Source organism: Candidatus Methylomicrobium oryzae (genome assembly GCF_016745425.1).
In the GTDB taxonomy this organism is placed as follows: Bacteria; Pseudomonadota; Gammaproteobacteria; order Methylococcales; family Methylomonadaceae; genus Methylomicrobium; species Methylomicrobium oryzae.
Genome location: NZ_JAERVK010000014.1, coordinates 122568 through 142942 on the forward strand (window position 1 = coordinate 122568; position 20375 = coordinate 142942).

Consider the following 20375-nt stretch of genomic DNA (forward strand, 5'->3'; position numbering starts at 1 on the left):
TGGTTATTCGTCCTTAAAGTCTAGCAGGCTGTTAAGAAACCGATTGTATCTCCCTGATCCGGTTATTCGCAGGAGCTAATTCGCTGGGTATCGGGATAGCTCTGAGTTAATGCATCGACTAATCGCTCGGCAATCGGTTCCTGTTGTGTAGTCCAGCGCATTCGCACTTTGTAGGCGTTCCCGGTCGGAAAACGCGGTTTGATCCGGACTTGCAGCCCTTGTTGCTCAAATTTGCTTTTTGCCCACTCGGCGTTCCGTTGACTGCTGAAGACGCCCAAAGAAATGGCGCCTTTCATCTCGCCGTCTCTAATAACTTGCAAGTCTTTGAGTCCATAAGTGTTTTTTAGGGTGGTAGCGGTCAGAAGCGACTCTTCCATGGAGGGAGGCGCGGGATAGTACACGACAAACCTGTTCCCTTTACGCACTTTTTCCGCCTGGGCCGGAGACATGGCCAGTTCCGTCAATTGCGGACGGAACTGGCTGAGCAATGCGTTTAATGCTTCGACACTGTCGGCGGGGCCCGCCATGTAGCAGGCCGTCAGCACTTTATCCAGGTTGTGCGGCAGGGGGGACGGCGGATGCGTTTCTTTAGCTAGAGATTCGTTCCCGGCGTTTTTATTTTTCGCCGATTGCGCAGGCGTTTCGGTTTTTCCGGATTTTTCGCTGTGAAGAGCAGGCTGAGCCGAACCCGACTTTCCGTTTTTTTGAGGAATTTCGGGAGCAGCGGAGACGTTCTTTTCCGCGGCAGGGATAAGCGGGATTGGCGCAGAAGTGAAGAGGGCGGCGGAGCCCTTCTCAGTCGATTGGATAGCGATCGGGGCCTTTGACGGCTCAGGGGAGGCGGGCGGCTGTGCCGGCGGCAGTTCAGCCGGGTGCGGAAAACCAACGGCAGCAAGGGGTTTATTTTCGGGAACGTCCGCGCTACCGCTTCCGAGCGGAGGAGTCCCGGTTTGGACGGGCGTTTGGATTAAATTCGATGATGAAGGCACTGCCGGGGCATCAGGAATGGAAATAGTGTCCTGAGGCGGAGTTTGTTCAATTTTTGGCCGTGCTTCATGGTGCGGATTCAAATCTTCGCTTGACTTTTCGGCAAAAGAAACGGGGGTATCGGCGCGACCGCTCCCGCCGGATGCATCTGGATGTTTGCTCGAATAAGTTTCGCGCTCTTTCCGGAGGTCGCTAGCCTCTTCCATCAGGAAGGATTCGAATGCGCCGGAATGGAATTCCACCAGAAGCAAAGCGATGTTCGCCAATAAAACCGCCGACAACCAATATTTCATAAGCCATTACCCGTAAATAACCCTACACAGATCTTTTCTTCCGATTGCCGATACAGCCGATAATCTCTGTAGAACAGGCGCAACGTCAATAATTTGGCTGTACGCCGGCAAAACCGCTTCTTCCGAATGAATCCAGGGTGTTCAATCATAGCAAGAAATCATGCCCCATCGTAATCGAAAACCATTCTCTGATTGCAGATGTTTGTTTACAAATAAAAAAAATCTTTTGGTGCGGTATTTGCTTAAGGAATTTTGAAGCGACCTATAGTGAGGTAAAAAAATATGTCTATAAATTTCGATAAAGCACTGGGGATTCACGCTCAGGCACTGGCATTGCGCGAAAAACGCAGTGAAGTTCTCGCCTCGAATCTGGTTAATGCGGACACGCCGGGCTATAAAGCGCGCGATCTGGATTTCACGTCGATATTAAAACAAACCCTGCCTTCAGGTTTAAATCTCGAGCGTACGCGGACGAATCACGTTGCTCCACCTGAGTTAACGCTGGGCGCCAAAATGATGTACCGCAATCCGAACCAGGTGTCGCTCGACGGCAATACCGTGGAAGCGCATGTAGAACAGGCGAAATTTGCCGAAAACGCGGTGCAGTATCAAGCCAGTTTGAATTTTATCAATAACAATTTAGCGGGCCTGATGATGGCCCTCAGAGGGGAATGAGCATGGCCAATTTCAACATCTTCGACATTGCCGGCAGCGGCATGAACGCCCAGTCGGTCAGGCTGAACCTGGTTGCCAGCAACATTGCGAACGCCAACAGTGTCAGCAGCAGTCTGGATACGGTTTATAAATCCCGGCAGCCGGTATTTGCTTCGGAATTGAAAAATCTTCTCGACGGGCAGAAATTGGGAAGCAGTGTCAACGTATTGGGGGTAGTGGAAAGCCAGGAGCCTGCGGTCAAGGAATATGCACCCAACCATCTTATGGCGGATAAGGACGGCTATATCTACAAACCCAACGTGAATACGATCGAAGAGATGGCCAATATGATGTCGGCTTCCCGCTCTTATCAAAACAATGTGGAGGTTTTGAATACGGCAAAGGAACTGATACTTCAAACCTTAAGAATGGGCAAGTAGGAGGTGTGGCATGGCTCTCGGAGTAGATGCGATTAATGCCTTGGGATTATCGGGCTCCCAAACGCCCGTCGCTAAAAAGCAGTCATTGGGGCAGGAGGAGTTTCTGAAACTGATGACGACGCAAATGACTCACCAGGATCCCACCAAGCCCATGGAAAACGGCGATTTTCTGGCGCAAATGGCGCAGTTCGGAACGGTGGCGGGAATTCAGGATTTGCAGGAATCTTTTAAAAGCTTCGCCGCTTCGATCAGTTCGGATCAGGCCTTGCAGGCTTCCGGCCTCGTGGGGCATTACGTGTCCGTGCAGTCGGGCCAGGGCATCTTGCCGGCGGGCGGCGAAATCAAGGGGCAGCTGGAGCTTCCCGAAAACGCTTCCGGCGTTTCGATAAAAATCGTGGATGCGCAGACTGGAGAAACGGTACGCAACCTGGCCCTCGGCAGTCAACAAGCGGGTTCCGTTCCCTTCACGTGGGACGGACTCAGCGACGACAACGTTTTGGCGCATCCGGGCAGCTATAAGCTGGAAGCGACGGCGACTGTCAACGGTGTCAATACGGCCTTGGTGACGCAGGTCAGCTCCAAGGTCGATAGTGTTCTTTTGGGCAACGGCCAGCAGGGCGTCAGGGTAAACCTGGAGGGCTTGGGCGCTGTCGACTTCAATCAAATCAAACAGATCCTTTAATATGTCGGAGAGATAACATGGCATTTTTTACAGCGATTAGCGGCATGAATGCCGCTTCGAAAAATTTGGATGTGACAAGCAATAACATTGCCAATGCCAACACGGTAGGCTTCAAGGAATCCAGGGCGGAGTTTTCCGATGTTTACGCCGCCAGCGTGAGCGGCGTCAGCAGTATTCAGTCGGGGAACGGTACTCGGGTGGCGAATGTGGCGCAACAGTTTACCCAGGGCAACATCAATGCGACCGGCAACAATTTGGATCTGGCGATCAGTGGCGACGGCTTTTTTTCGTTGGGAAGCAGCACTACTTCAGATCAGCCTACCGCATTTACCCGGGACGGGGAGTTCAAATTGAACAAGGAGGGCTATGTCGTGAACAATCAGGGCAAATACCTGATGACATTCAAGCCGAACGGCACGACGGTGTCCGCGGGCTTCAGCACCGGGGTTTTGCAGCCTCTGCAGGTAAAGGCCAATCAAGGATCGCCGACCGCAACCAGCCTCATAAGCATCAGTTCGAATCTGCAATCGAGCCAGGTGACACCGACCGCTACTACTGTGGACCCTGCGAATCCGGATTCCTACAATCATTCTACGTCCTTGACGATTTACGATTCGCAAGGAAATTCCCATATTGCCACCACCTATTACGTCAGCCAAAGCCCGACGACGCCGAATACTTGGGACGCCTATCTATTTGTCGACGGCAAACCCATCAATATCGACGGTTCGGCCGCTCCCGTACCGCTCGACGGTAGCCAGACAGCCATGACAATGACGTTCGATACGGCCGGAAAATTGACGACGGCCATGCCGATTGCTTACGGCCCGATCGCCTCCACGACGCTGGATCCCAATCTGAACGTCGATCCGCTCACCCTGACCTTCGATTTTACCGGAACGACCCAGTACAGCAGCGTATTTTCCGTCAATACTTTGGCACAGGATGGTTTTCCTTCGGGTAATTTGGTGGGCATCAATATCGATGATTCCGGCATCGTCTATGCCAATTACAGTAACGGTAAATCAGAGACGTTAGGGCAGGTGGCGCTGTCGCGTTTCCCCAATCCGCAAGGACTGGCGAAATTGGGCGATACGACTTGGGCGCAAAGTGCGGACTCCGGCGAGCGGATCGTCGGCGCGCCGGGTACGGGAAGTTTCGGGAAAATCCAGTCGGGCGCGGTGGAAGCCTCCAACGTGGATTTGACCTCGGAATTGGTACGGCTGATCATCGGCCAGCAAGCCTATCAGGCCAATGCCCAAGCTATCAGCGTCGAAAAAACCATTACCGAAAACATCTTGAATATTCGTTAAACGCTAAGCCGGGAGAGCCGTAATGGATAAGAGTCTCTATATCGCAATGAGCGGAGCCAAGCAAACATTATTGGCCCAAACGGCGAACGCCAATAATTTGGCGAACACCCAAACCTCAGGATTTAAGGCCGACCTGGAACAATTCCGCAGCATGCCGGTGTTCGGCGCCGGTTATCCGACGCGCGTTTATGCGATGACCGAGCGGCCGGCAACGGATCTGTCGGCGGGGTCTTTGCAGACGACCGGCCGCGAACTGGATGTCGCCATCGAAGGCGACGGCTGGCTGGCGGTACGGACGGCCGACGGCCAGGAGGCCTATACCCGTGCCGGCGATCTTCGGATCACCCCCGAGGGCTTGCTGCAGAACGGCGCCGGCCTGCAGATTTTGGGGCAAAACGGGCCGATTTCCCTGCCGCCGGCACAAAAGCTGGAAATCGGCAAGGACGGCACGATCAGCATTATTCCGATGGGCACCAACGCCACCAATATGGCGGCGTTGGACCGGATCAAGCTGGTCAAGCCGGCGCCGGGCGATCTTGAAAAATTGAACGACGGGCTGATGCATTTGAAAGGCGGTAAAACGGCGGAGCCCAGCGCCGACGTCACGCTGGTGCAGGGCGCTTTGGAAGGCAGCAATGTCAACGCTATCAGTGCGATGGTGGAGATGATCGAACTGTCCAAAAATTTCGAGCTGCAAACCAAAGTCATGAAAGCCGCGGATGACAACGCCAGCATCGGCGCCAAGCTGATGCAAATGGCATAAACCCTGCATCAGTTTGATTAAGACAATTTTTTGACACACAGGAGTTCACCATGACAGAACGCGCTTTATGGGTCGCCAAAACCGGCCTGGACGCCCAGCAAACCCGGATGGCCGTTATTTCCAACAATCTGGCGAACGTCAATACCACCGGATTCAAAAAGTCCAGGGCGATATTCGAGGATTTGGTGTACCAGAACATTCGCCAGGCGGGCGCTCAATCCACGCAGAATACCCAGTTGCCGTCGGGTTTGCAATTGGGCACCGGCGTCAGGACCGTCGCTACCGAAAAACTGCATACGCAAGGAAACGTCCAGCAGACGGAAAATTCACTGGACGTTGCGATCAACGGCAGGGGATATCTGCAAATCCTGATGCCGAACGGCGACATCAACTATACCCGCGACGGATCTTTGAAACTCGACGCCAACGGCCAGCTGGTGACGTCGGGCGGTTTGCCGCTGGAACCGGCGATTACGATTCCGAACGATGCGATCAGCATCACGATCGGCCGGGACGGCACCGTTTCGGTATTGCAGCCGGGAAATGCCGCGCCGGTTCAGGTCGGGCAGATCCAGACGGCGGACTTCATCAATTCTACCGGCCTTGAACCGGTCGGCGAAAACCTCTACCGGGAAACGGTATCCAGCGGCGCACCGCTCGTGGGGACGCCGGGCGATCAGGAATACGGCGCGTTATTGCAGGGTTCTCTGGAAACCTCCAACGTGAATGTCGTTGAAGAACTGGTGAACATGATTGAAACCCAGCGGGCTTACGAGATGAATTCCAAGGCCATATCGACCACGGATCAAATGCTTTCGTTCGTGACCCAGCAATTGTAGCGGGAGAGTGAGGATGATCATGCAAAAGCTTGGACTTTTGGGGCTGGTGTCCATTCTGTTGTCGGCTTGTACTACCGTGCCGCCCAAAGATCCCGCATTCGCGCCGGTAGCGCCGGCATCATTACAGCCTCCCGTGTCGAATAACGGCTCCATCTACCAAGCCGGTTACGATATGCGCCTGTTCGAAGACAATAAGGCGATGCGGGTGGGGGATGTGTTGACCATCAAGCTTAAGGAATTGACCCAGGCCAAAAAGGCGGACGATCTGAATGCGAAAAAGGATGTCGATGTACTGCTGTCGGCGCCGACTGTCGCCGGATTCGCGATGTCGTCCCTCACCGGCAACGACCCGAAAACCGAACTGGCCGGCAAAAGGGATTTTAACGGGGAAGGCGAGGCCAACCAGAGCAACAGTCTGGTCGGCGATATTTCCGTTACGGTCGTGGAAGTCCTTCCGAACGGCAATTTGCGGGTACGCGGCGAGAAAAGAGTGACGCTGAACCAGGGCGACGAATATATCCGGCTTGCGGGTATCGTCAGGCCTGTCGACATCGACACGTCCAATACCGTTTCCTCGGACAAAGTAGCCGATGCAACCATTATGTATACCGGCGAGGGCGCCATGGCGGACGCCAGCAAAATGGGATGGCTTGCCAGGATCATCTATAGTCCGTGGTTTCCTTTCTGAATTCTATCGAGTCTGAAACATGAACAGCGTACGCAAGGCCATCGGTTTATTCGCCCTGCTGGGACTGGCTCTCAGCAGTTCGGTTCACGGCGAACGGATCAAGGATATCGCTTCCATCGAAGGAGTGCGGGCCAACCAGTTGGTGGGTTACGGGCTGGTCGTGGGAGTGGACAACAAATCCGGGGATAAAACCAAATTCGCCGGACAAACCTTGCGCAGCATGATGGGGCGGTTCGGCGTGACCTTGCCGCCCGGCATCGACCCTAAATCGAAAAATATCGCTGCCGTCGCGATTCAGGCCGAGTTGCCGGCATTCGCCAAGCCAGGGCAAACCATTGACGTAACGGTTTCCGCGATCGGCGACTCGAAAAATTTACGGGGCGGCACCTTGCTGATGACGCCGTTGAAGGGTGCGGACGGCCAGGTCTATGCGGTTGCGCAGGGCAGTCTGGTCGTGAACGGCTTGAGCGCGACAGGGCAAGACGGCTCCAACATCACCGTCAACAGCCCGACCGTCGGGCGGATTCCGAACGGCGCCACCATCGAACGCACGGTCAAAACGCCTTTTTCGGAAGGCAACATTTTAACTTTCAATTTGCATACGGCCGATTTTACGACGGCTAACCGAATGGCCGAAGCCATCAACAGGGAATTGGGCGCCAATACCGCAAGGCCGGTCGATGCCGCTTCGGTCAGCGTCAGAGGGCCTTTCGATGTGGCGCAAAAAGTCTCGTTCGCGGCATTGGTCGAAAATATCAGTATCATGCCGGACGAGGCACCGGCGCGGATTATCGTCAACTCCCGCACCGGGACCGTGGTGATCAACAATAAAGTTCGGGTGCAGCCGGCCGCCGTGTCGCACGGCAGTTTGACGGTGACCATCAGCGAAAACCCGCAGGTCAGCCAGCCGAATGCGTTTTCCTCCGGCCAGACCGTGGTGACGCCGCAATCGGATGTGCAAGTCGAACAGGAGAAAAATCGGATGTTCGTCTTTAATGCCGGCGTGTCCCTGGATGAAATCGTTAAGGCGGTCAATACTGTCGGGGCCGGGCCGAGCGATTTGGTCGCCATTCTGGAGGCCCTCAAGACCGCCGGCGCCTTGCGTGCCGAGCTGATAGTGATTTAGTGGGAGGTTTCTTATGTTAAACGCGAACCGGTCCGATGTTTATACCGACCTCAACGCCCTTGCGAAGCTGAAAACCGAAGCTCGGAAAGAATCTCCGGAAGCCTTGAAAGCTGCCGCCAAGCAATTTGAGGGCGTTTTCCTGAATCAGGTTCTCAAAAGCATGCGGGAGTCGAAACTGGCGGACGGCATCCTGGATAACGAGCAGAGCAAGTTTTACAGCGAAATGTACGACCAACAGCTGGCGTCGAATCTGTCGGGGTCGGTCGGGCTGGCGGATTTGATCGTCAAACAGATGAAACGCGAAGAGGCCGACGATGACAAGGCCGGAAAAATGAATCTCGAGGATTATCTGAACCGGTCTTCCACCGCCGGCAAGTCGATGCCCAGCCGGCACGGCGAAGTCGATAGCCGTACCATCGGCAAAATCGATAAAAGTCATGAGGAGCCGGATCCCGCGATCGGGAATGAAGAAATCGAGCCGGCTTCGGTTAACGGTGAAAAACTCGCCACGGATAACGGGGATTCGGAATTCGCATTCAAGAAGTCCGGCGATTTGCCGATACATTCGGCACAGGATTTTGTCAGGCATTTGCATCCCATTGCCGAACGGGCCGCCAGGGAATTGGGCGTCGAGCCGAAAGTGCTGCTGGCGCAGGCGGCACTGGAGACGAATTGGGGGCGTTCGCTGATCAAAAACCGGGAAGGTGAAAGCACCTTTAACTTGTTCAATATCAAAGCCGGCAGAGGCTGGCAGGGGGAACAAGTGTCGGTCAAGGCGCTGGAATTCGAACGAGGCGTCGGCAGGAAAACGAATGCAGGATTTCGTGCATATGATTCGTTCGAGGAAAGTTTTCAGGATTATGTGCGATTGATTAAAAATAACCCGCGTTATGGAGACGCCTTGAAACAGGCCGATAGTCCGGAACGGTATTTGCGCGGATTGCAGCACGCAGGCTATGCGACGGACCCGAAATATGCCGAGAAAATCATCAGCATTTACCGGGGCGCAACAATGAACAATATTCAACCTGATCTTGCCGCGGCGATGCGCGATCAGGCCTGATAATAACCGAAGCAGGACAAGACCATGGCTGGAACGGGGATTTTAGAAACGGCATTGACAGGGCTTTTCGCTTCCCAGCGTTGGCTGGCGACGACGAGCCAAAACATCAGCAATGTCAATACCGAAGGCTACAGCCGGCAACGGGTCGAGCTGAGCGCCCGTCCTCCTCAATTTACGGGAGCAGGGTACATCGGACAGGGCGTCAATGTCGTCAATATTACGCGCAGCTACGACCAATTCGTCAATCAGCAGCTCAATTCCAGCACCTCCGCCTTCGCCGAGTCGGAATATTTGGCGGGTATGGCATCGCAAGTGGATGCGGTGGTCGGCAACAACGACTCGGGCCTGCCCGTGACTTTAAAATCGTTCTTTGGCGCGGTTAACGATGTCGCCAGCGATCCGACTTCCCTTGCCGCCCGCCAGACTATGCTGGGGCAGGCCGATTCATTGGCACAACAATTCAACGCCATGGCATCGTCTTTAGACAGTTTGCGCAATCAGACGAACAACCAGATGCAGGCCACTCTCGACGAGATCAATGGCTACGCGAAGTCCATCGCCGATCTGAACGTTAAAATCACCGCGGAGTTCGGGCGGACTGCCGGCATGCAGATGCCGAACGATCTGTTGGACCAGCGCGATGCGCTGCTCACCAAGATTGCCGAGAAAATCAACGTGTCCGTGCTCAATATGGACGACGGCTCGGTTAACCTCATCATCGGCAAAGGGCAGTCTTTGGTCTCCAACGCGAGTGCGGCGACTTTATCGCTGGCCGGCTCCGCTTTCGATAATTCCTATAAAGAAATCGTTATCAACGGCCAGCCCATCACGCAGTCGATCACGGGAGGCGAATTATCGGGCGCGCTCAAATTCCGGGATCAGGTCCTGGACCCCGCCCAACAGCAGCTGGGAGTCTTGGCTGCAGGCCTGTCACTGCAGTTCAACGCGATACATAACAGCGGCTTCGATTTGAACGGCGCGCCGGGCAAGGATTTATTCGCCTTGGGCGGCACCGGTTTGAATGTGCCGGTTACGGTTAATCCTAATCTGCCGGGAGGCGGCGGTATTACGGCTACGTATGATCCCAGCAATACGGTTAACTTGTATCCCAGCGACTATCGGCTGGATTACGACGGCACGAATTATACGTTGACCCGCCTGAGCGACAAGCAGACGATAAATATCGTCGGCTTTCCCGGAAGCCCGGTCAATGTGGAAGGAATGACGATCAGCCTGTCTACGCCGCCGACCGGCGCCTCGAGCTTTCTGATCCGCCCCGCCTTTCACACGGCCGAAAACCTGAAGATCAATATCAGCGATCCCAAGGAAATCGCCGCAGCGGGCAACGGCTCTTCCGTCCCGGGAGACAATAACAATGCGCTGAAGCTTGCGAATCTTGAACAGCAGTCTATTCTATCGGGAGGCCGCTCCACACTTTCCTCCGCATACGGCCAATTGGTGAGCCAGGTTGGGGCCAGCACGCAATCGGCAAAAACAAGCCAATCGGCTCAGCAGGTTTTACTGAACCAGGCCAAACAAACCCGGGAAAATCTGGCGGGGGTCAACCTGGACGAAGAGGCGGCAAATCTGATTAAATTTCAAAACGCTTATCAGGCGGCGGCAAAGGCAATCTCCGTCGCCAATTCCCTGTTCGATACCCTCATTGGAGCTGTTCGATAGGAGGAGACTGTCATGCGAATTTCGACTTCTTGGGCGCAGCAATTGGGCCTTAATTCCATTCTGAACCAGCAGGCCCGGTTGAGCCAGACCCAGATGCAGCTGTCTTCCGGCAAAAAAATACTGGCGCCGTCCGATGATCCATCAGCCGCTGCGCGCGTGGTCGATCTGAATCAAAACATCAATCAAACCGAGCAGTATCAAAGGAACATCGATACCGCCAGACAACGACTTTCGTTACAGGACGGACTCTTGCAGAACGCAATGGGTATTCTTCAGCAAGTCAACGAGCTCGGAATTCAGGGCTTGAATGCTACGAATTCGCCGAGCGACAGGAATGCGATTGCCACCCAAATGGAGGGCCTGAAGGATCAACTGGTGGCGATCGCCAACAGCCGAAACGCAAACGGCGAATATCTGTTTGCAGGATTCAAAAGCGATACCCAGCCTTTTGAAAAGATTCCCGCCCCCGGCGGGGGGTATGCCTACGGCGGAGATGCCAATCAGCGGCAGATTCAAATCGGTACGGACCGGTTGGTGGCTGACGGAGACTCGGGCGACAGTGTTTTTGGAGTGCCTACCGGCGCGCCTCCCCCCGCCGGTCCTTCTCCCGGCATCGATAACGCTTTTGAAGCGATAGACAAATTTATCGCCGATTTAAAAGGCAATGCGCCGGAATCCAGTTCGTTGGACGATATTAAGAAATCCATGGATAGGATAGTCAATGTGCAATCCTCTATAGGGGTACGGCTCAACGTATTGGATCAGCAAGAAAACATGCATGCCGATCAGGTCCTTAACATGAAAACGGTATTATCCGAGATCGAGGATGTCGATTATGCCGATGCCATCAGCCGATTCAGCTTCCAATCCACCGCATTGCAGGCGGCTCAGCAGGCTTTCGTACAGGTGCAAAAGCTGTCGTTATTCAACCTTTTTTGACTTCGGGGAGTGTTCCTGTGCTTCCGGTTTTCTGCCCGGATGTATAGAAAAATCATTCCAATGCAGTTGATCATGCGGTTAAATTTATTCGCCGACAGCCGGGATACATATTCGTTCGGCGATAAAATGGCGGCGTTTCCCGTGGGGTCGAGAAATTACTTCCGATTTACCCCGTGTTTATGGCATTCTGTACGGTAAAGGCGTGAATCGCAGATTCATAACAGTTAGCGTTTAGACAAGAAAACACTGAGTGCTGGATAATAATCCCAAAACAGAGCTGGAATACCCGACAGAGATCATTCAAGTAGGACGCCAGCCTATCCTCGACCGCAATCAACAGACCTATGGTTATGAATTGCTGTATCGATACCGGAATTCCGGGCCGGAGGAAGGTGCCAACGGAAATCTCGTAACGGCGCGTACCCTGCTTTATACGTTTCTTGAATTCGGCGTAAAACATTTGGTCGGGTCTCATAAAGCGTTTGTGAATTTTACAAGAGCATTATTTACCGATGGGCAAACCCTACCGCTGGATAAGGGCCGGTTCGTGCTGGAGGTTTTGGAAGACATTGAAATCGATACCGAACTGGTAGGCGGCATACGTAAACTGCATGAGAACGGCTTTATCATCGCCCTGGATGATTACAGGTTTGAGCCTCATTGGACGCCTTTATTACCTTATTGCTCGATTATCAAAATCGACATCACCGGACTCCACCTCGAATCCTATTCGGAAAATATTGTTGATTTAAAGAAAAGAGGAATAACTTTGCTTGCGGAGAAAGTTGAAACGCATGCCGAGTTTGCAAAGACTCTGGACATGGGTTTTGATCTCTTCCAAGGATACTTTTTCGCTAAACCTCAGGTTTTGAATACCAAGATTCTGCAGACCAATCAGAATTTATTGGTAAAGATGATCTCCCGGATCAATGATCCTGCGGTGGATCTGGACGAGTTGGCCCGGCTGATTTCTCTGGATCCCCAACTCAGCTTTAAAGCCTTGCGATTTATTAATTCAGCCTTTTTCGGTTTTACTAAAAAGATCAACTCCATTCAGCAAGCCGTCTTATTTATCGGATTAAGAAGACTAAGGGCCTGGGCAAGTCTGGTCATCATGTCCGGTATGCCCGTGAAGAGCGCCGAGATCATAAAAACGGGCCTGATCCGCGCCGAGTTATGTTACTCAGTGAGCAAAGAGCTTGCACTCGGTAAGCCGGAAAGCGCTTATGCCGTAGGACTGCTGTCGATCCTCGATGGAATGCTCGGCCAACCTATCGATCAATTAGTAAAGGACATGCCTATTCAGGCCGAAATGGCTCAAGCACTCGTTGAGCGTACGGGGCCCTACAGCGTCGGATTGAACTGTATTCAAGCGCTTGAACAGGGCCATTCGCTCGAACCGTTTGCGGAACTGGTCGCCATGGACAGATTAGTCGCAATCTACATACAGGCCATTACCAGCGCGGAAGATATTTTAAATGAGCTCGCTTAAAGGCCGTCCTTTGGTTCCTCGAAAAGAAGACCCGCCTGATCCAAATAATCCGCTACACTTTTGATATCTTCGCCGTATCAAAAACGGAATTACCTGATAATTTTTTGCTGATTATATTTGAAGAGAAGGCTGCATGTTTGTCGTTATTGGATATATCGTGGTTGTTGGCGCCCTGTTAGGCGGATACGTCGGGGCAGGAGGGCATGTTGGCGTTCTGGTGCAGCCGTTTGAGTTTCTTATCATCTTTGGGGGGGCTGTAGGCGCCTTTATCGTTTCCAACAGCCCGAAAGTATTAAAAGCTGTGTTGCGCGGTCTGGGAGGCGTATTCAAAGGTTCCAAATATACAAAGACGTTTTATCTGGAAACTCTGACCTTGTTAAACAATATTTTTGTCAAAATCAGGCAGCAGGGATTGTTAGCCATTGAGGCAGATATAGACAATCCCTCGCAAAGTCCTATTTTTAGCGCAGCGCCCAATGTGCTCGCCGATCACCATGCCGTCGAATTCATTACCGACTATCTTCGGTTGATGGTTGCGGGCAATTTTGATGTGCATCAGGTCGACAATCTGATGGATCTTGAAATTGAAACTCACCATGAAGAGGAGCATTTGCCTATCGGTGCATTGTCGCGTCTGGCCGACGGTTTGCCGGCTTTCGGGATTATCGCTGCCGTAATGGGTGTAGTTCATACCATGGGCTCGGTAGGAAAACCTCCCGCAGAATTGGGCGAACTCATCGGTGCGGCGCTGGTAGGCACTTTTCTCGGGATTCTGCTTTCCTACGGTTTTATCGGTCCTCTGGTCGGCCTAATGGAGCAGAAACTGGCCGAATCCACCAAATACTATCAAAGCATCAAAGCCGGCTTTATTGCCTCGATGAACGGTTATGCGCCTCCCGTGGCAGTGGAATTTGCGCGTAAAGTCATGTTCTCCGCCGAACGTCCGCTTTTTGCGGAGTTGGAAGAGCATCTCAAGAATAACAAACAGTAAACGATGTTAGTCTTATCCGCATGAGTGAAAATCAGACTATTGTCATCAAAAAAATAAAAAAAGGCGGACACGGCCATCATGGAGGCGCATGGAAACTGGCATACGCCGACTTCGTGACGGCGATGATGGCGTTTTTTCTGCTCATGTGGCTGTTGGGAACGACGGAGCCTTCGTTCCGACAAGGTATTGCCGATTATTTTACCGATCCCTGGAAACCGTCTATTGCCGGAGGGGCCAATACCGGCGATGCGACCAGCCTGATCCAGGGCGGCGGGCAAGACGTTACACAGTCCGAGGGGCAGGTCAAGTTGACCAATGAAGGCAAGCAGGAATCCATTGCCGATGCCAGCGACAAGGATGTCGATGAGGAAGCGGAACGGCGGGATATCAACCACCTGAAGCAATTGAAGGAAAAAATCGATAATTTGATCGAAACCACCCCCCTCATGAATCAGTACAAGGATCAGCTGATGATCGACTTTACGTCGGAAGGGTTGCGCATTCAGATCATGGATCAGGAAAAAAAGGCCATGTTCAACAGGGCCAGCGCAAAGATGGAGTCTTATGCGGCGCAGATTCTGGATCAGCTCGCTCCGGTCATTAACGAATTACCGAATCGGATCAGTGTTTCGGGACATACCGATAGTGCCCCTTTTCCCGGCAATGGGCAGGGCTATACGAACTGGGAATTGTCGGCGGACCGCGCCAACGCCGCCCGCAAAGAACTGGTGCGGGGCGGGTTAAAGGACGAAAAGATCATTCGGGTCGTGGGCCTGGCTTCCAGCGTCCATATGAACAAGGACAACCCGCTCGATCCGATCAATCGGAGAATTTCGATCATCGTCCTGAATAGGAGAACCGAAGAAGGCATTATCAATAGCGCCAATGTCCGTGACTTCGCACAGAAAAAGCTGCTGAACAGTCCTTCTTTGCCGCCGCCGCCGTCCGTACCGGAGATCAAGCCGCCTGTTCCTCAGCTGGTAAGCCATTGAGCCTCGGCATCGATGCGTTTGCCGGTTGTTTTTTCCGCCCTGCTGGCGCAGGCGGGAGCATTGCTTGCCGCGTTTCTGGCATTTAAAGCAAGCCTGTTTTTCGGCCTGTTGTTGCCTTTGTGGGGATTGGCACTCCTGCAAAGCGTAACCGCCGTTGTGTTGAGCGGACTTTTCGGTTTGCCTCCATGGTGGTTCGTCATACAAGGGCTTTTTGTGCCGCTGCTGTTGCTGGTATCCCGCTTCAATCTACCTCCTCATTTTTTTTTGGGAGGATTTTTATTGCTTTGGCTGATTTTTTTCAGTAATGCCAAGGAAAGAGTCCCGCTTTATCTCTCCAACGAAACGAGCTGTACGGCGCTGGCGTCGCTGTTGCCCGGGCATCGACCGTTCCGTTTCCTCGATTTAGGCAGCGGGTTGGGAGGCCTGCTGGCCCGCCTTGCCGAGCAAAAGCCGGACGGGCAGTTTTACGGTGTCGAATCGGCGCCGCTTCCTTTTCTGGTGAGCTGGCTGCGGTTGAAGAAGAAAAGTAACGTGCATGTCCGGTACGGCAGCTTCTGGAATGAAAACCTGGAGGCTTATGATGTCGTCTACGCTTTCCTGTCGCCGGAACCCATGGCCGAACTCTGGCAGAAGGCGAAACATGAAATGCGGGCAGGCTCTTTGTTTGTAAGCAATTCCTTTGCCGTACCGGACTGTTCTCCCGCCAGGACCGTGCAGTTGAACGACGCGCGGCATACCCGCCTGTTAATCTGGGAAATGTGACGGCATGGAGAGGATGAACAGGTCCGTTTGCCGGTAATGCAGTAACTCCGGGCTGTGCAGGGACGACAGGGCAATGCCCAGCAGGCGTACCTTTTTGGCGCCGACCTCGGTATCTTTCAGCAAATCGGCCAGTATGGCCTCGAACCCTTCCACTCCCGTAATGGCCTGCGGCAGCGTTTTGCTGCGGGTGATCTGCGCGAAGTCATGGTATTTGATTTTGACCGTGAGAGTATGGGCCGTCATATGTTTCGCCGCCAGCCGCGCGAGCGCCTTGCCCATCAGGTCGATTAGCTGCTGCAGGATGAGGTTGGGCTCGGTGAGGTCTTCCGGATAGGTGATTTCCACGCCCACCGATTTGCTCGGGCGGAAATTGCGGACCGGCCGATTGTCGATGCCTCGGGCAATGTCGTAATAATACTGGCCGGATTTGCCGAAATGCTGAACCAATAAGGGCAGCGGCCAACGTTTCAGATCCAGCCCGGTCCGGATGCCCAACTCGTGCATTTTTTTCTCGGTGGCCTTGCCGATGCCGTGAAATTTGCCGACCGGCAGGCGTTCGGCGAATCCGGGGCCCTGTTCCGGCGTAATCAGATACAATCCGTCGGGTTTGTTGAGATCGGAGGCAATCTTCGCCAGGAACTTGTTGTAGGAAACACCCGCCGAGGCAGTCAATCCGGTTTGTTGTCGAATCTTGTCTTTGATTTCCTTTGCAAGCAGGGTGGCCGATCCCCGGCAGCGCGAGACCGCGGTCACGTCCAGATACGCTTCATCGAGCGAGAGCGGTTCGAACAGCTCGGTATAGTTGGAAAAAATGCGCCGGATCGCTGCCGAGACGTCTTTGTAAACTTCGAAACGGGGCTTGATAAAGATGGTCTGGGGACATAAACGGTACGCCTGGGAAGAGGCCATTGCCGAACGAATACCGAATTTTCTGGCTTCGTAGCTGCAGGTCGCGACCACGCCCCGCGAATCGGGCCGGCCGCCGACGACGATCGGTTTGCCCCGATAGGCGGGATTGTCGCGCTGTTCGACCGCGGCGTAAAAAGCATCCATATCGATATGGATGATTTTGCGTAAAGGCGGACCGGCAGTCATGGGGTTTCCTTTGTCGGCTTGGCTGATCGACGCCTATAGGCGGATAAGCGTTGCGTATCCGCCGGTTCGGCTAGGTTTTAACGGCTTTTTCTTTCCCGGTCGAGCAGATCGATTACCGGATAGGTCTGAGGCCTGATCCCGCGCCAGATGAAGAACGCTTCGGCCGCCTGTTCGACCAGCATGCCGAGTCCGTCCAGACTCTTTTGCGTCCCCTGGACGATTCCCCAGCGCACGAAGGCGGTCGGTTCGTTGCCGTAGGCAAGATCGTAACAGCTGCCTTCATCGGCGAGCAGATGTTCGGGTAGGGGCGGCAGTTCGCCGCTCAGGCTGGCGGAGGTGGCGTTCAGAATCAGGTCGAATTGCCGTCCGGAAAGCGTTTCGAAGCCGCAACCAGAAATGCTGCCCAGACATTCGAATTCTTCGGCAAGCCCTTCCGCTTTTTCGACGGTCCGGTTAGCGATCACCAGCTCGGACGGGGCTTCTTCCAGGATCGGCCCGAGAATGCCCCGGGTGGCGCCGCCCGCGCCGAGGATCAGGATGCGTTTGCCCGCGAGCATGATGCGATGGTTATTCAGCAGGTCTCTAACCAGGCCGCATCCGTCGGTATTGTCGCCTAGAATCGTGCCGTCCGCCTGCAGTGCGAGGGTGTTGATCGCCTTGCTGCGTTCCGCGCGTTCGGTTTTGTGCGAGGCAAAGCGATAGGCCAGTTCCTTCAACGGCACGGTGCAGTTCAGGCCTTTACCTCCGGCTGCAAAGAAGGCGCTGACTGCCTCATCGAATGACTCGGCCTTTACCTCCTGCGCTTCGTAACTGAGCGACTGGGCTGTCTGTTCGGCAAACAGGCGGTGGATCTTGGGCGACTTGCTGTGGTTGATCGGGCTTCCAAAAACGGCATAGCGGTCAATAGCAGGCATTTAATTGTTTCTCCTCAGCCAAAAGCTCCAGATGATGGTCAGGGTGATGATGGCTGCGACGATGATCAGCTCCACCCAGAAAAAATGTTGCGTATAAGTCGGAATTACGGCCGAGACGCCCAGAAAGATGCCGACGACGCTGAAACGCCAGCCGACGCGCATGCCGTCCAGAACCACCGCGAGCGACAGGATCAGCAGAATGATCAGGCCGGAGTTGTTCTCCGGCTTCAGCACGAGCGAGGTACCGCCTACCACGAGCAGAGAGCAGAACCAATGCAGCGCCTGATCGCGCAACACCGGGGCGAAATTTTCACCCTCTTGTTGCGATTGTAGCCAGCCCAGAATGATCGAGAAAAAGGCGAACACGAAGACCATCATGATCCAGTAGCCGAAACCGTCGGACGGAGCATAGTCATTGATGAAAATGCCGCCGAGCGACAATATCAGCAATATGATTAAGATGACGGCTTCGATCTGGCGCTTGCGCCTTGGGGTGAGAATCATATCCGGGACTCCGTTTGTCGTTATCGTTGTTATTGTTTTACGGCGCTCGATGCCGGCCGATCTAGACTTTTTGAGCTCAGTAAAGCGGTTGAGTTTCAGTTCGATATGTCTGCGTTCAATTTTGCAGCCATTCCGCCACGGATTTGGCGAAGTAGGTCAAAATGGCATCGCTGCCGGCGCGTTTGAACGCCAGCAGCGATTCCAGCACCACCTGTTTCTCGTCGAGCCAGCCGTTGATCGAAGCCGCTTTCAACATGGCGTATTCGCCGGAAACCTGGTAGGCGAAGGTCGGAACGCCGAACTCGTTCTTGACCCGGCGGATGATGTCGAGATAGGGCATGCCGGGTTTGACCATGACCATGTCGGCGCCTTCCTGCAGGTCCAGCGCAACTTCGCGCAGGGCTTCATCGGAGTTGGCCGGATCCATCTGATAGTTGTATTTATTGGCTTTGCCTAGCGCGGCCGATGAACCGACCGCATCCCGGAACGGGCCGTAAAAACTCGACGCATATTTGGCGGAGTAAGCTAATATTCGGGTGTTGCGGTGGCGGTTGGTCTCCAGTGCCTGCCGAATCGCACCGATGCGTCCGTCCATCATGTCCGAGGGGGCGACAATGTCTGCGCCTGCATCGGCGTGCGACAGGGCCTGTTTGACCAGCACTTCGATCGTTTCGTCGTTCAGCACATAGCCGTCCTGGTCGATCAGGCCGTCCTGTCCGTGCGAAGTGTAAGGATCCAGCGCCACGTCGGTAATGACGCCGAGCTCGGGTATGGCTTCTTTTAGGGCGCGGACTGTGGTTTGCACGAGTCCTTCCGGATTGTAAGCCTCCTTGGCGAGATCGGACTTCTTCTCGAGGGGAATGACCGGAAACAATGCAAGTGCCGGAATGCCGAGACTAAACAATTCGTAGGCTTCTTCCAGAAGGAGGTCGACGGACAGTCTTTCGATGCCGGGCATCGACACGATCGGGATTCTTTCACTGCTGCCTTCAGTCACGAATACCGGATAAATCAGGTCGTCCACGGACAAGCGGTGCTCTTGCATCAAGCGACGCGAAAAGTCGCTGTAACGCATTCTTCTCATGCGTGTTTTGGGGAAATTGGTGGTATGATAGGTCATCTTGCCAGAACTTTTGGTATTTAAGAGAATCTCAACGTTAAGCACTGCGCAGCAAGTCGGCGGCGCGGTTCCGCAAATTTTTTATTGTAACAGGAAAGTCATTTTGATTATTTGAAAATGACAGGCAACAGGTTTCTATCATTCTGAGGGTTATATGAAGTTCAAACAAATTACGCTTTTCGGTTTATGTCTGTTTTTTATGGCATTTTTACCGGTATCAAGCGCTTATTCGCAAGACTTGCTACCGCCTCAGCAAGCAATCCAGGATGCGTCGGACAAACTGAAACAACGCCTGCAGGATAATTCCTTTAAGAACGATTTCGCAAAAATCACCCAATTCGTGAATGAGGTGATCTATCCACATACCGATTTCGACAAAATCTCCGCGCTGGTATTGGGCAAAATCTGGAAAACCGCGACCCCGGAAGAACGTGAGCGCTTCAAGCACGAGTTCCAGATGTTATTGGTTAGAACGTACTCGCGCGCTTTTGTCGAGTTCAAGGAGTGGTCGGTCCGTTTCCTGCCGATGGATATGGAGCCAGGCTCCAACAAAGTGGTCGTCAAAACCGAAGTGCTGCAGCCGGGAATTCAGCCGGTCGGTGTCAATTACCGGATGTTTTTGAGCGAAACCGGACATTGGAAAGCTTACGATATCATGATCGAGGGCGTCAGTCTGGTCACCAACTACCGGACGACTTTTACGAATGAAGTGCAGCAAAAGGGTTCGCTGGGCGCGGTAATCGAAAGCCTGGCCAAGCGTAACGCGGAAGCGTTGTCGGCGAAGTCCTGATCCCAAAAATAAAGGCGGAAGGCATCGCCATGCCTTCCGCCTATCCTTATCATTGAGCAGTTAGAGCGGTAAACTCTATTCCGCTTGTTTCCGGGCGGAGCTCTTACAGTCGTCCCGCCCCGGATTTTCTTCAGTAAATGATCTTTCTGTTTTTCAGTCCGTTGTAGATTTCATCGATCGGCAGCGCCTCGCTGTCGAACGTGGCGTTGCAATGCGCTTCGCCGTTCACGCACAAGCCGATCAGGCCG

The 20375-nt window shown here is 53.6% G+C and carries 21 protein-coding genes; 16 read left to right on the forward strand and 5 right to left on the reverse strand.

The window, feature by feature from the left end; translation table 11 throughout:
* Window positions 1-62: 62 nt before the first annotated feature.
* Entirely contained in the window at window positions 63-1280 is a 1218-nt protein-coding gene (locus JJL52_RS15980) for a hypothetical protein (protein ID WP_202053479.1), read from the reverse strand.
* Between the two features lie 282 nt (window positions 1281-1562).
* Between JJL52_RS15980 and flgB the strand changes: the two genes are divergently transcribed.
* The 15 genes from flgB (at window position 1563) to JJL52_RS16055 (ending at window position 15704) form a co-directional block, all read left to right on the forward strand.
* Window positions 1563-1955 (forward strand): flagellar basal body rod protein FlgB, encoded by a 393-nt coding sequence (gene flgB / locus JJL52_RS15985; protein WP_202053480.1) that lies wholly within the window; start codon window positions 1563-1565, stop codon window positions 1953-1955.
* Window positions 1956-1957: 2 nt separating this feature from the next.
* Window positions 1958-2374: a flagellar basal body rod protein FlgC gene (gene flgC / locus JJL52_RS15990; RefSeq protein WP_202053481.1), complete on the forward strand. Its 417-nt coding sequence runs from the start codon at window positions 1958-1960 to the stop codon at window positions 2372-2374.
* A 10-nt stretch (window positions 2375-2384) separates the two neighbouring features.
* Window positions 2385-3056 carry a flagellar hook assembly protein FlgD gene (locus JJL52_RS15995; RefSeq protein ID WP_202053482.1) on the forward strand — a complete coding sequence of 224 codons (672 nt, stop codon included), beginning with the start codon at window positions 2385-2387 and terminating at the stop codon, window positions 3054-3056.
* A 17-nt stretch (window positions 3057-3073) separates the two neighbouring features.
* Window positions 3074-4369: a flagellar hook protein FlgE gene (flgE, locus tag JJL52_RS16000; RefSeq protein WP_202053483.1), complete on the forward strand. Its 1296-nt coding sequence runs from the start codon at window positions 3074-3076 to the stop codon at window positions 4367-4369.
* A gap of 22 nt (window positions 4370-4391) precedes the next feature.
* On the forward strand, window positions 4392-5132 hold the full coding sequence (gene flgF, locus JJL52_RS16005; RefSeq protein WP_202053484.1) for a flagellar basal-body rod protein FlgF: 741 nt from the start codon (window positions 4392-4394) through the stop codon (window positions 5130-5132).
* A 50-nt stretch (window positions 5133-5182) separates the two neighbouring features.
* Complete coding sequence (gene flgG / locus JJL52_RS16010; protein ID WP_202053485.1) at window positions 5183-5971, forward strand: flagellar basal-body rod protein FlgG; 789 nt, start codon at window positions 5183-5185, stop codon at window positions 5969-5971.
* A gap of 13 nt (window positions 5972-5984) precedes the next feature.
* Complete coding sequence (flgH, locus tag JJL52_RS16015; protein WP_202053486.1) at window positions 5985-6659, forward strand: flagellar basal body L-ring protein FlgH; 675 nt, start codon at window positions 5985-5987, stop codon at window positions 6657-6659.
* 19 nt (window positions 6660-6678) lie between these two features.
* A complete protein-coding gene (locus JJL52_RS16020; protein ID WP_202053487.1) occupies window positions 6679-7785 on the forward strand; it encodes a flagellar basal body P-ring protein FlgI in 1107 nt (368 codons plus the stop codon).
* Window positions 7786-7798: 13 nt separating this feature from the next.
* Window positions 7799-8848, forward strand: a complete 1050-nt coding sequence (gene flgJ / locus JJL52_RS16025; RefSeq protein WP_202053488.1) for a flagellar assembly peptidoglycan hydrolase FlgJ — start codon at window positions 7799-7801, stop codon at window positions 8846-8848.
* Window positions 8849-8872: 24 nt separating this feature from the next.
* A complete protein-coding gene (gene flgK / locus JJL52_RS16030; protein ID WP_202053489.1) occupies window positions 8873-10528 on the forward strand; it encodes a flagellar hook-associated protein FlgK in 1656 nt (551 codons plus the stop codon).
* Between the two features lie 12 nt (window positions 10529-10540).
* Window positions 10541-11467, forward strand: coding sequence for a flagellar hook-associated protein FlgL (gene flgL, locus JJL52_RS16035; RefSeq protein ID WP_202053490.1), 927 nt, complete (start codon window positions 10541-10543; stop codon window positions 11465-11467).
* Window positions 11468-11717: 250 nt separating this feature from the next.
* Entirely contained in the window at window positions 11718-12959 is a 1242-nt protein-coding gene (locus tag JJL52_RS16040; protein ID WP_336885083.1) for an EAL and HDOD domain-containing protein, read from the forward strand.
* Between the two features lie 133 nt (window positions 12960-13092).
* Window positions 13093-13950 (forward strand): flagellar motor stator protein MotA, encoded by an 858-nt coding sequence (gene motA / locus JJL52_RS16045; protein WP_202053491.1) that lies wholly within the window; start codon window positions 13093-13095, stop codon window positions 13948-13950.
* Window positions 13951-13970: 20 nt separating this feature from the next.
* A complete protein-coding gene (gene motB, locus JJL52_RS16050; protein ID WP_202053492.1) occupies window positions 13971-14942 on the forward strand; it encodes a flagellar motor protein MotB in 972 nt (323 codons plus the stop codon).
* A gap of 12 nt (window positions 14943-14954) precedes the next feature.
* Complete coding sequence (locus tag JJL52_RS16055) at window positions 14955-15704, forward strand: class I SAM-dependent methyltransferase (protein ID WP_202053493.1); 750 nt, start codon at window positions 14955-14957, stop codon at window positions 15702-15704.
* Here JJL52_RS16055 and dinB read toward each other — a convergent pair.
* The 4 genes from dinB to hemB all read right to left on the reverse strand — a co-directional run bounded on the left by dinB (window position 15687) and on the right by hemB (window position 19337).
* On the reverse strand, window positions 15687-16799 hold the full coding sequence (gene dinB / locus JJL52_RS16060) for a DNA polymerase IV (protein WP_202053494.1): 1113 nt from the start codon (window positions 16797-16799) through the stop codon (window positions 15687-15689). The genes JJL52_RS16055 and dinB overlap by 18 nt on opposite strands.
* Before the next feature lie 77 nt (window positions 16800-16876).
* Window positions 16877-17713 carry a shikimate dehydrogenase gene (aroE, locus tag JJL52_RS16065; RefSeq protein ID WP_202053495.1) on the reverse strand — a complete coding sequence of 279 codons (837 nt, stop codon included), beginning with the start codon at window positions 17711-17713 and terminating at the stop codon, window positions 16877-16879.
* Window positions 17714-18217 (reverse strand): hypothetical protein, encoded by a 504-nt coding sequence (locus tag JJL52_RS16070; protein WP_202053496.1) that lies wholly within the window; start codon window positions 18215-18217, stop codon window positions 17714-17716.
* A gap of 115 nt (window positions 18218-18332) precedes the next feature.
* Window positions 18333-19337 (reverse strand): porphobilinogen synthase, encoded by a 1005-nt coding sequence (gene hemB, locus JJL52_RS16075; RefSeq protein WP_202053497.1) that lies wholly within the window; start codon window positions 19335-19337, stop codon window positions 18333-18335.
* A gap of 154 nt (window positions 19338-19491) precedes the next feature.
* Between hemB and JJL52_RS16080 the strand changes: the two genes are divergently transcribed.
* The gene (locus tag JJL52_RS16080; protein ID WP_202053498.1) at window positions 19492-20127 is read left to right on the forward strand and encodes an MlaC/ttg2D family ABC transporter substrate-binding protein; all 636 of its coding nucleotides are present in this window, start codon (window positions 19492-19494) and stop codon (window positions 20125-20127) included.
* Window positions 20128-20375: the final 248 nt, after the last annotated feature.

What these genes read in the sequence shown, in the direction of transcription:
- flgH (WP_202053486.1), top strand. Translation starts at nt 5,985, where the DNA reads ATGATCATGCAAAAGCTTGGACTTTTGGGGCTGGTGTCCATTCTGTTG.
- flgK (WP_202053489.1), top strand. Translation starts at nt 8,873, where the DNA reads ATGGCTGGAACGGGGATTTTAGAAACGGCATTGACAGGGCTTTTCGCT.
- flgJ (WP_202053488.1), top strand. Translation starts at nt 7,799, where the DNA reads ATGTTAAACGCGAACCGGTCCGATGTTTATACCGACCTCAACGCCCTT.
- motB (WP_202053492.1), top strand. Translation starts at nt 13,971, where the DNA reads ATGAGTGAAAATCAGACTATTGTCATCAAAAAAATAAAAAAAGGCGGA.
- motA (WP_202053491.1), top strand. Translation starts at nt 13,093, where the DNA reads ATGTTTGTCGTTATTGGATATATCGTGGTTGTTGGCGCCCTGTTAGGC.
- aroE (WP_202053495.1), bottom strand. Translation starts at nt 17,713, where the DNA reads ATGCCTGCTATTGACCGCTATGCCGTTTTTGGAAGCCCGATCAACCAC.
- flgF (WP_202053484.1), top strand. Translation starts at nt 4,392, where the DNA reads ATGGATAAGAGTCTCTATATCGCAATGAGCGGAGCCAAGCAAACATTA.
- JJL52_RS15980 (WP_202053479.1), bottom strand. Translation starts at nt 1,280, where the DNA reads ATGAAATATTGGTTGTCGGCGGTTTTATTGGCGAACATCGCTTTGCTT.
- flgL (WP_202053490.1), top strand. Translation starts at nt 10,541, where the DNA reads ATGCGAATTTCGACTTCTTGGGCGCAGCAATTGGGCCTTAATTCCATT.
- hemB (WP_202053497.1), bottom strand. Translation starts at nt 19,337, where the DNA reads ATGACCTATCATACCACCAATTTCCCCAAAACACGCATGAGAAGAATG.
- flgE (WP_202053483.1), top strand. Translation starts at nt 3,074, where the DNA reads ATGGCATTTTTTACAGCGATTAGCGGCATGAATGCCGCTTCGAAAAAT.
- flgG (WP_202053485.1), top strand. Translation starts at nt 5,183, where the DNA reads ATGACAGAACGCGCTTTATGGGTCGCCAAAACCGGCCTGGACGCCCAG.
- JJL52_RS16080 (WP_202053498.1), top strand. Translation starts at nt 19,492, where the DNA reads ATGAAGTTCAAACAAATTACGCTTTTCGGTTTATGTCTGTTTTTTATG.
- dinB (WP_202053494.1), bottom strand. Translation starts at nt 16,799, where the DNA reads ATGACTGCCGGTCCGCCTTTACGCAAAATCATCCATATCGATATGGAT.
- JJL52_RS16020 (WP_202053487.1), top strand. Translation starts at nt 6,679, where the DNA reads ATGAACAGCGTACGCAAGGCCATCGGTTTATTCGCCCTGCTGGGACTG.
- JJL52_RS16055 (WP_202053493.1), top strand. Translation starts at nt 14,955, where the DNA reads ATGCGTTTGCCGGTTGTTTTTTCCGCCCTGCTGGCGCAGGCGGGAGCA.
- JJL52_RS16070 (WP_202053496.1), bottom strand. Translation starts at nt 18,217, where the DNA reads ATGATTCTCACCCCAAGGCGCAAGCGCCAGATCGAAGCCGTCATCTTA.
- JJL52_RS15995 (WP_202053482.1), top strand. Translation starts at nt 2,385, where the DNA reads ATGGCTCTCGGAGTAGATGCGATTAATGCCTTGGGATTATCGGGCTCC.
- flgC (WP_202053481.1), top strand. Translation starts at nt 1,958, where the DNA reads ATGGCCAATTTCAACATCTTCGACATTGCCGGCAGCGGCATGAACGCC.
- flgB (WP_202053480.1), top strand. Translation starts at nt 1,563, where the DNA reads ATGTCTATAAATTTCGATAAAGCACTGGGGATTCACGCTCAGGCACTG.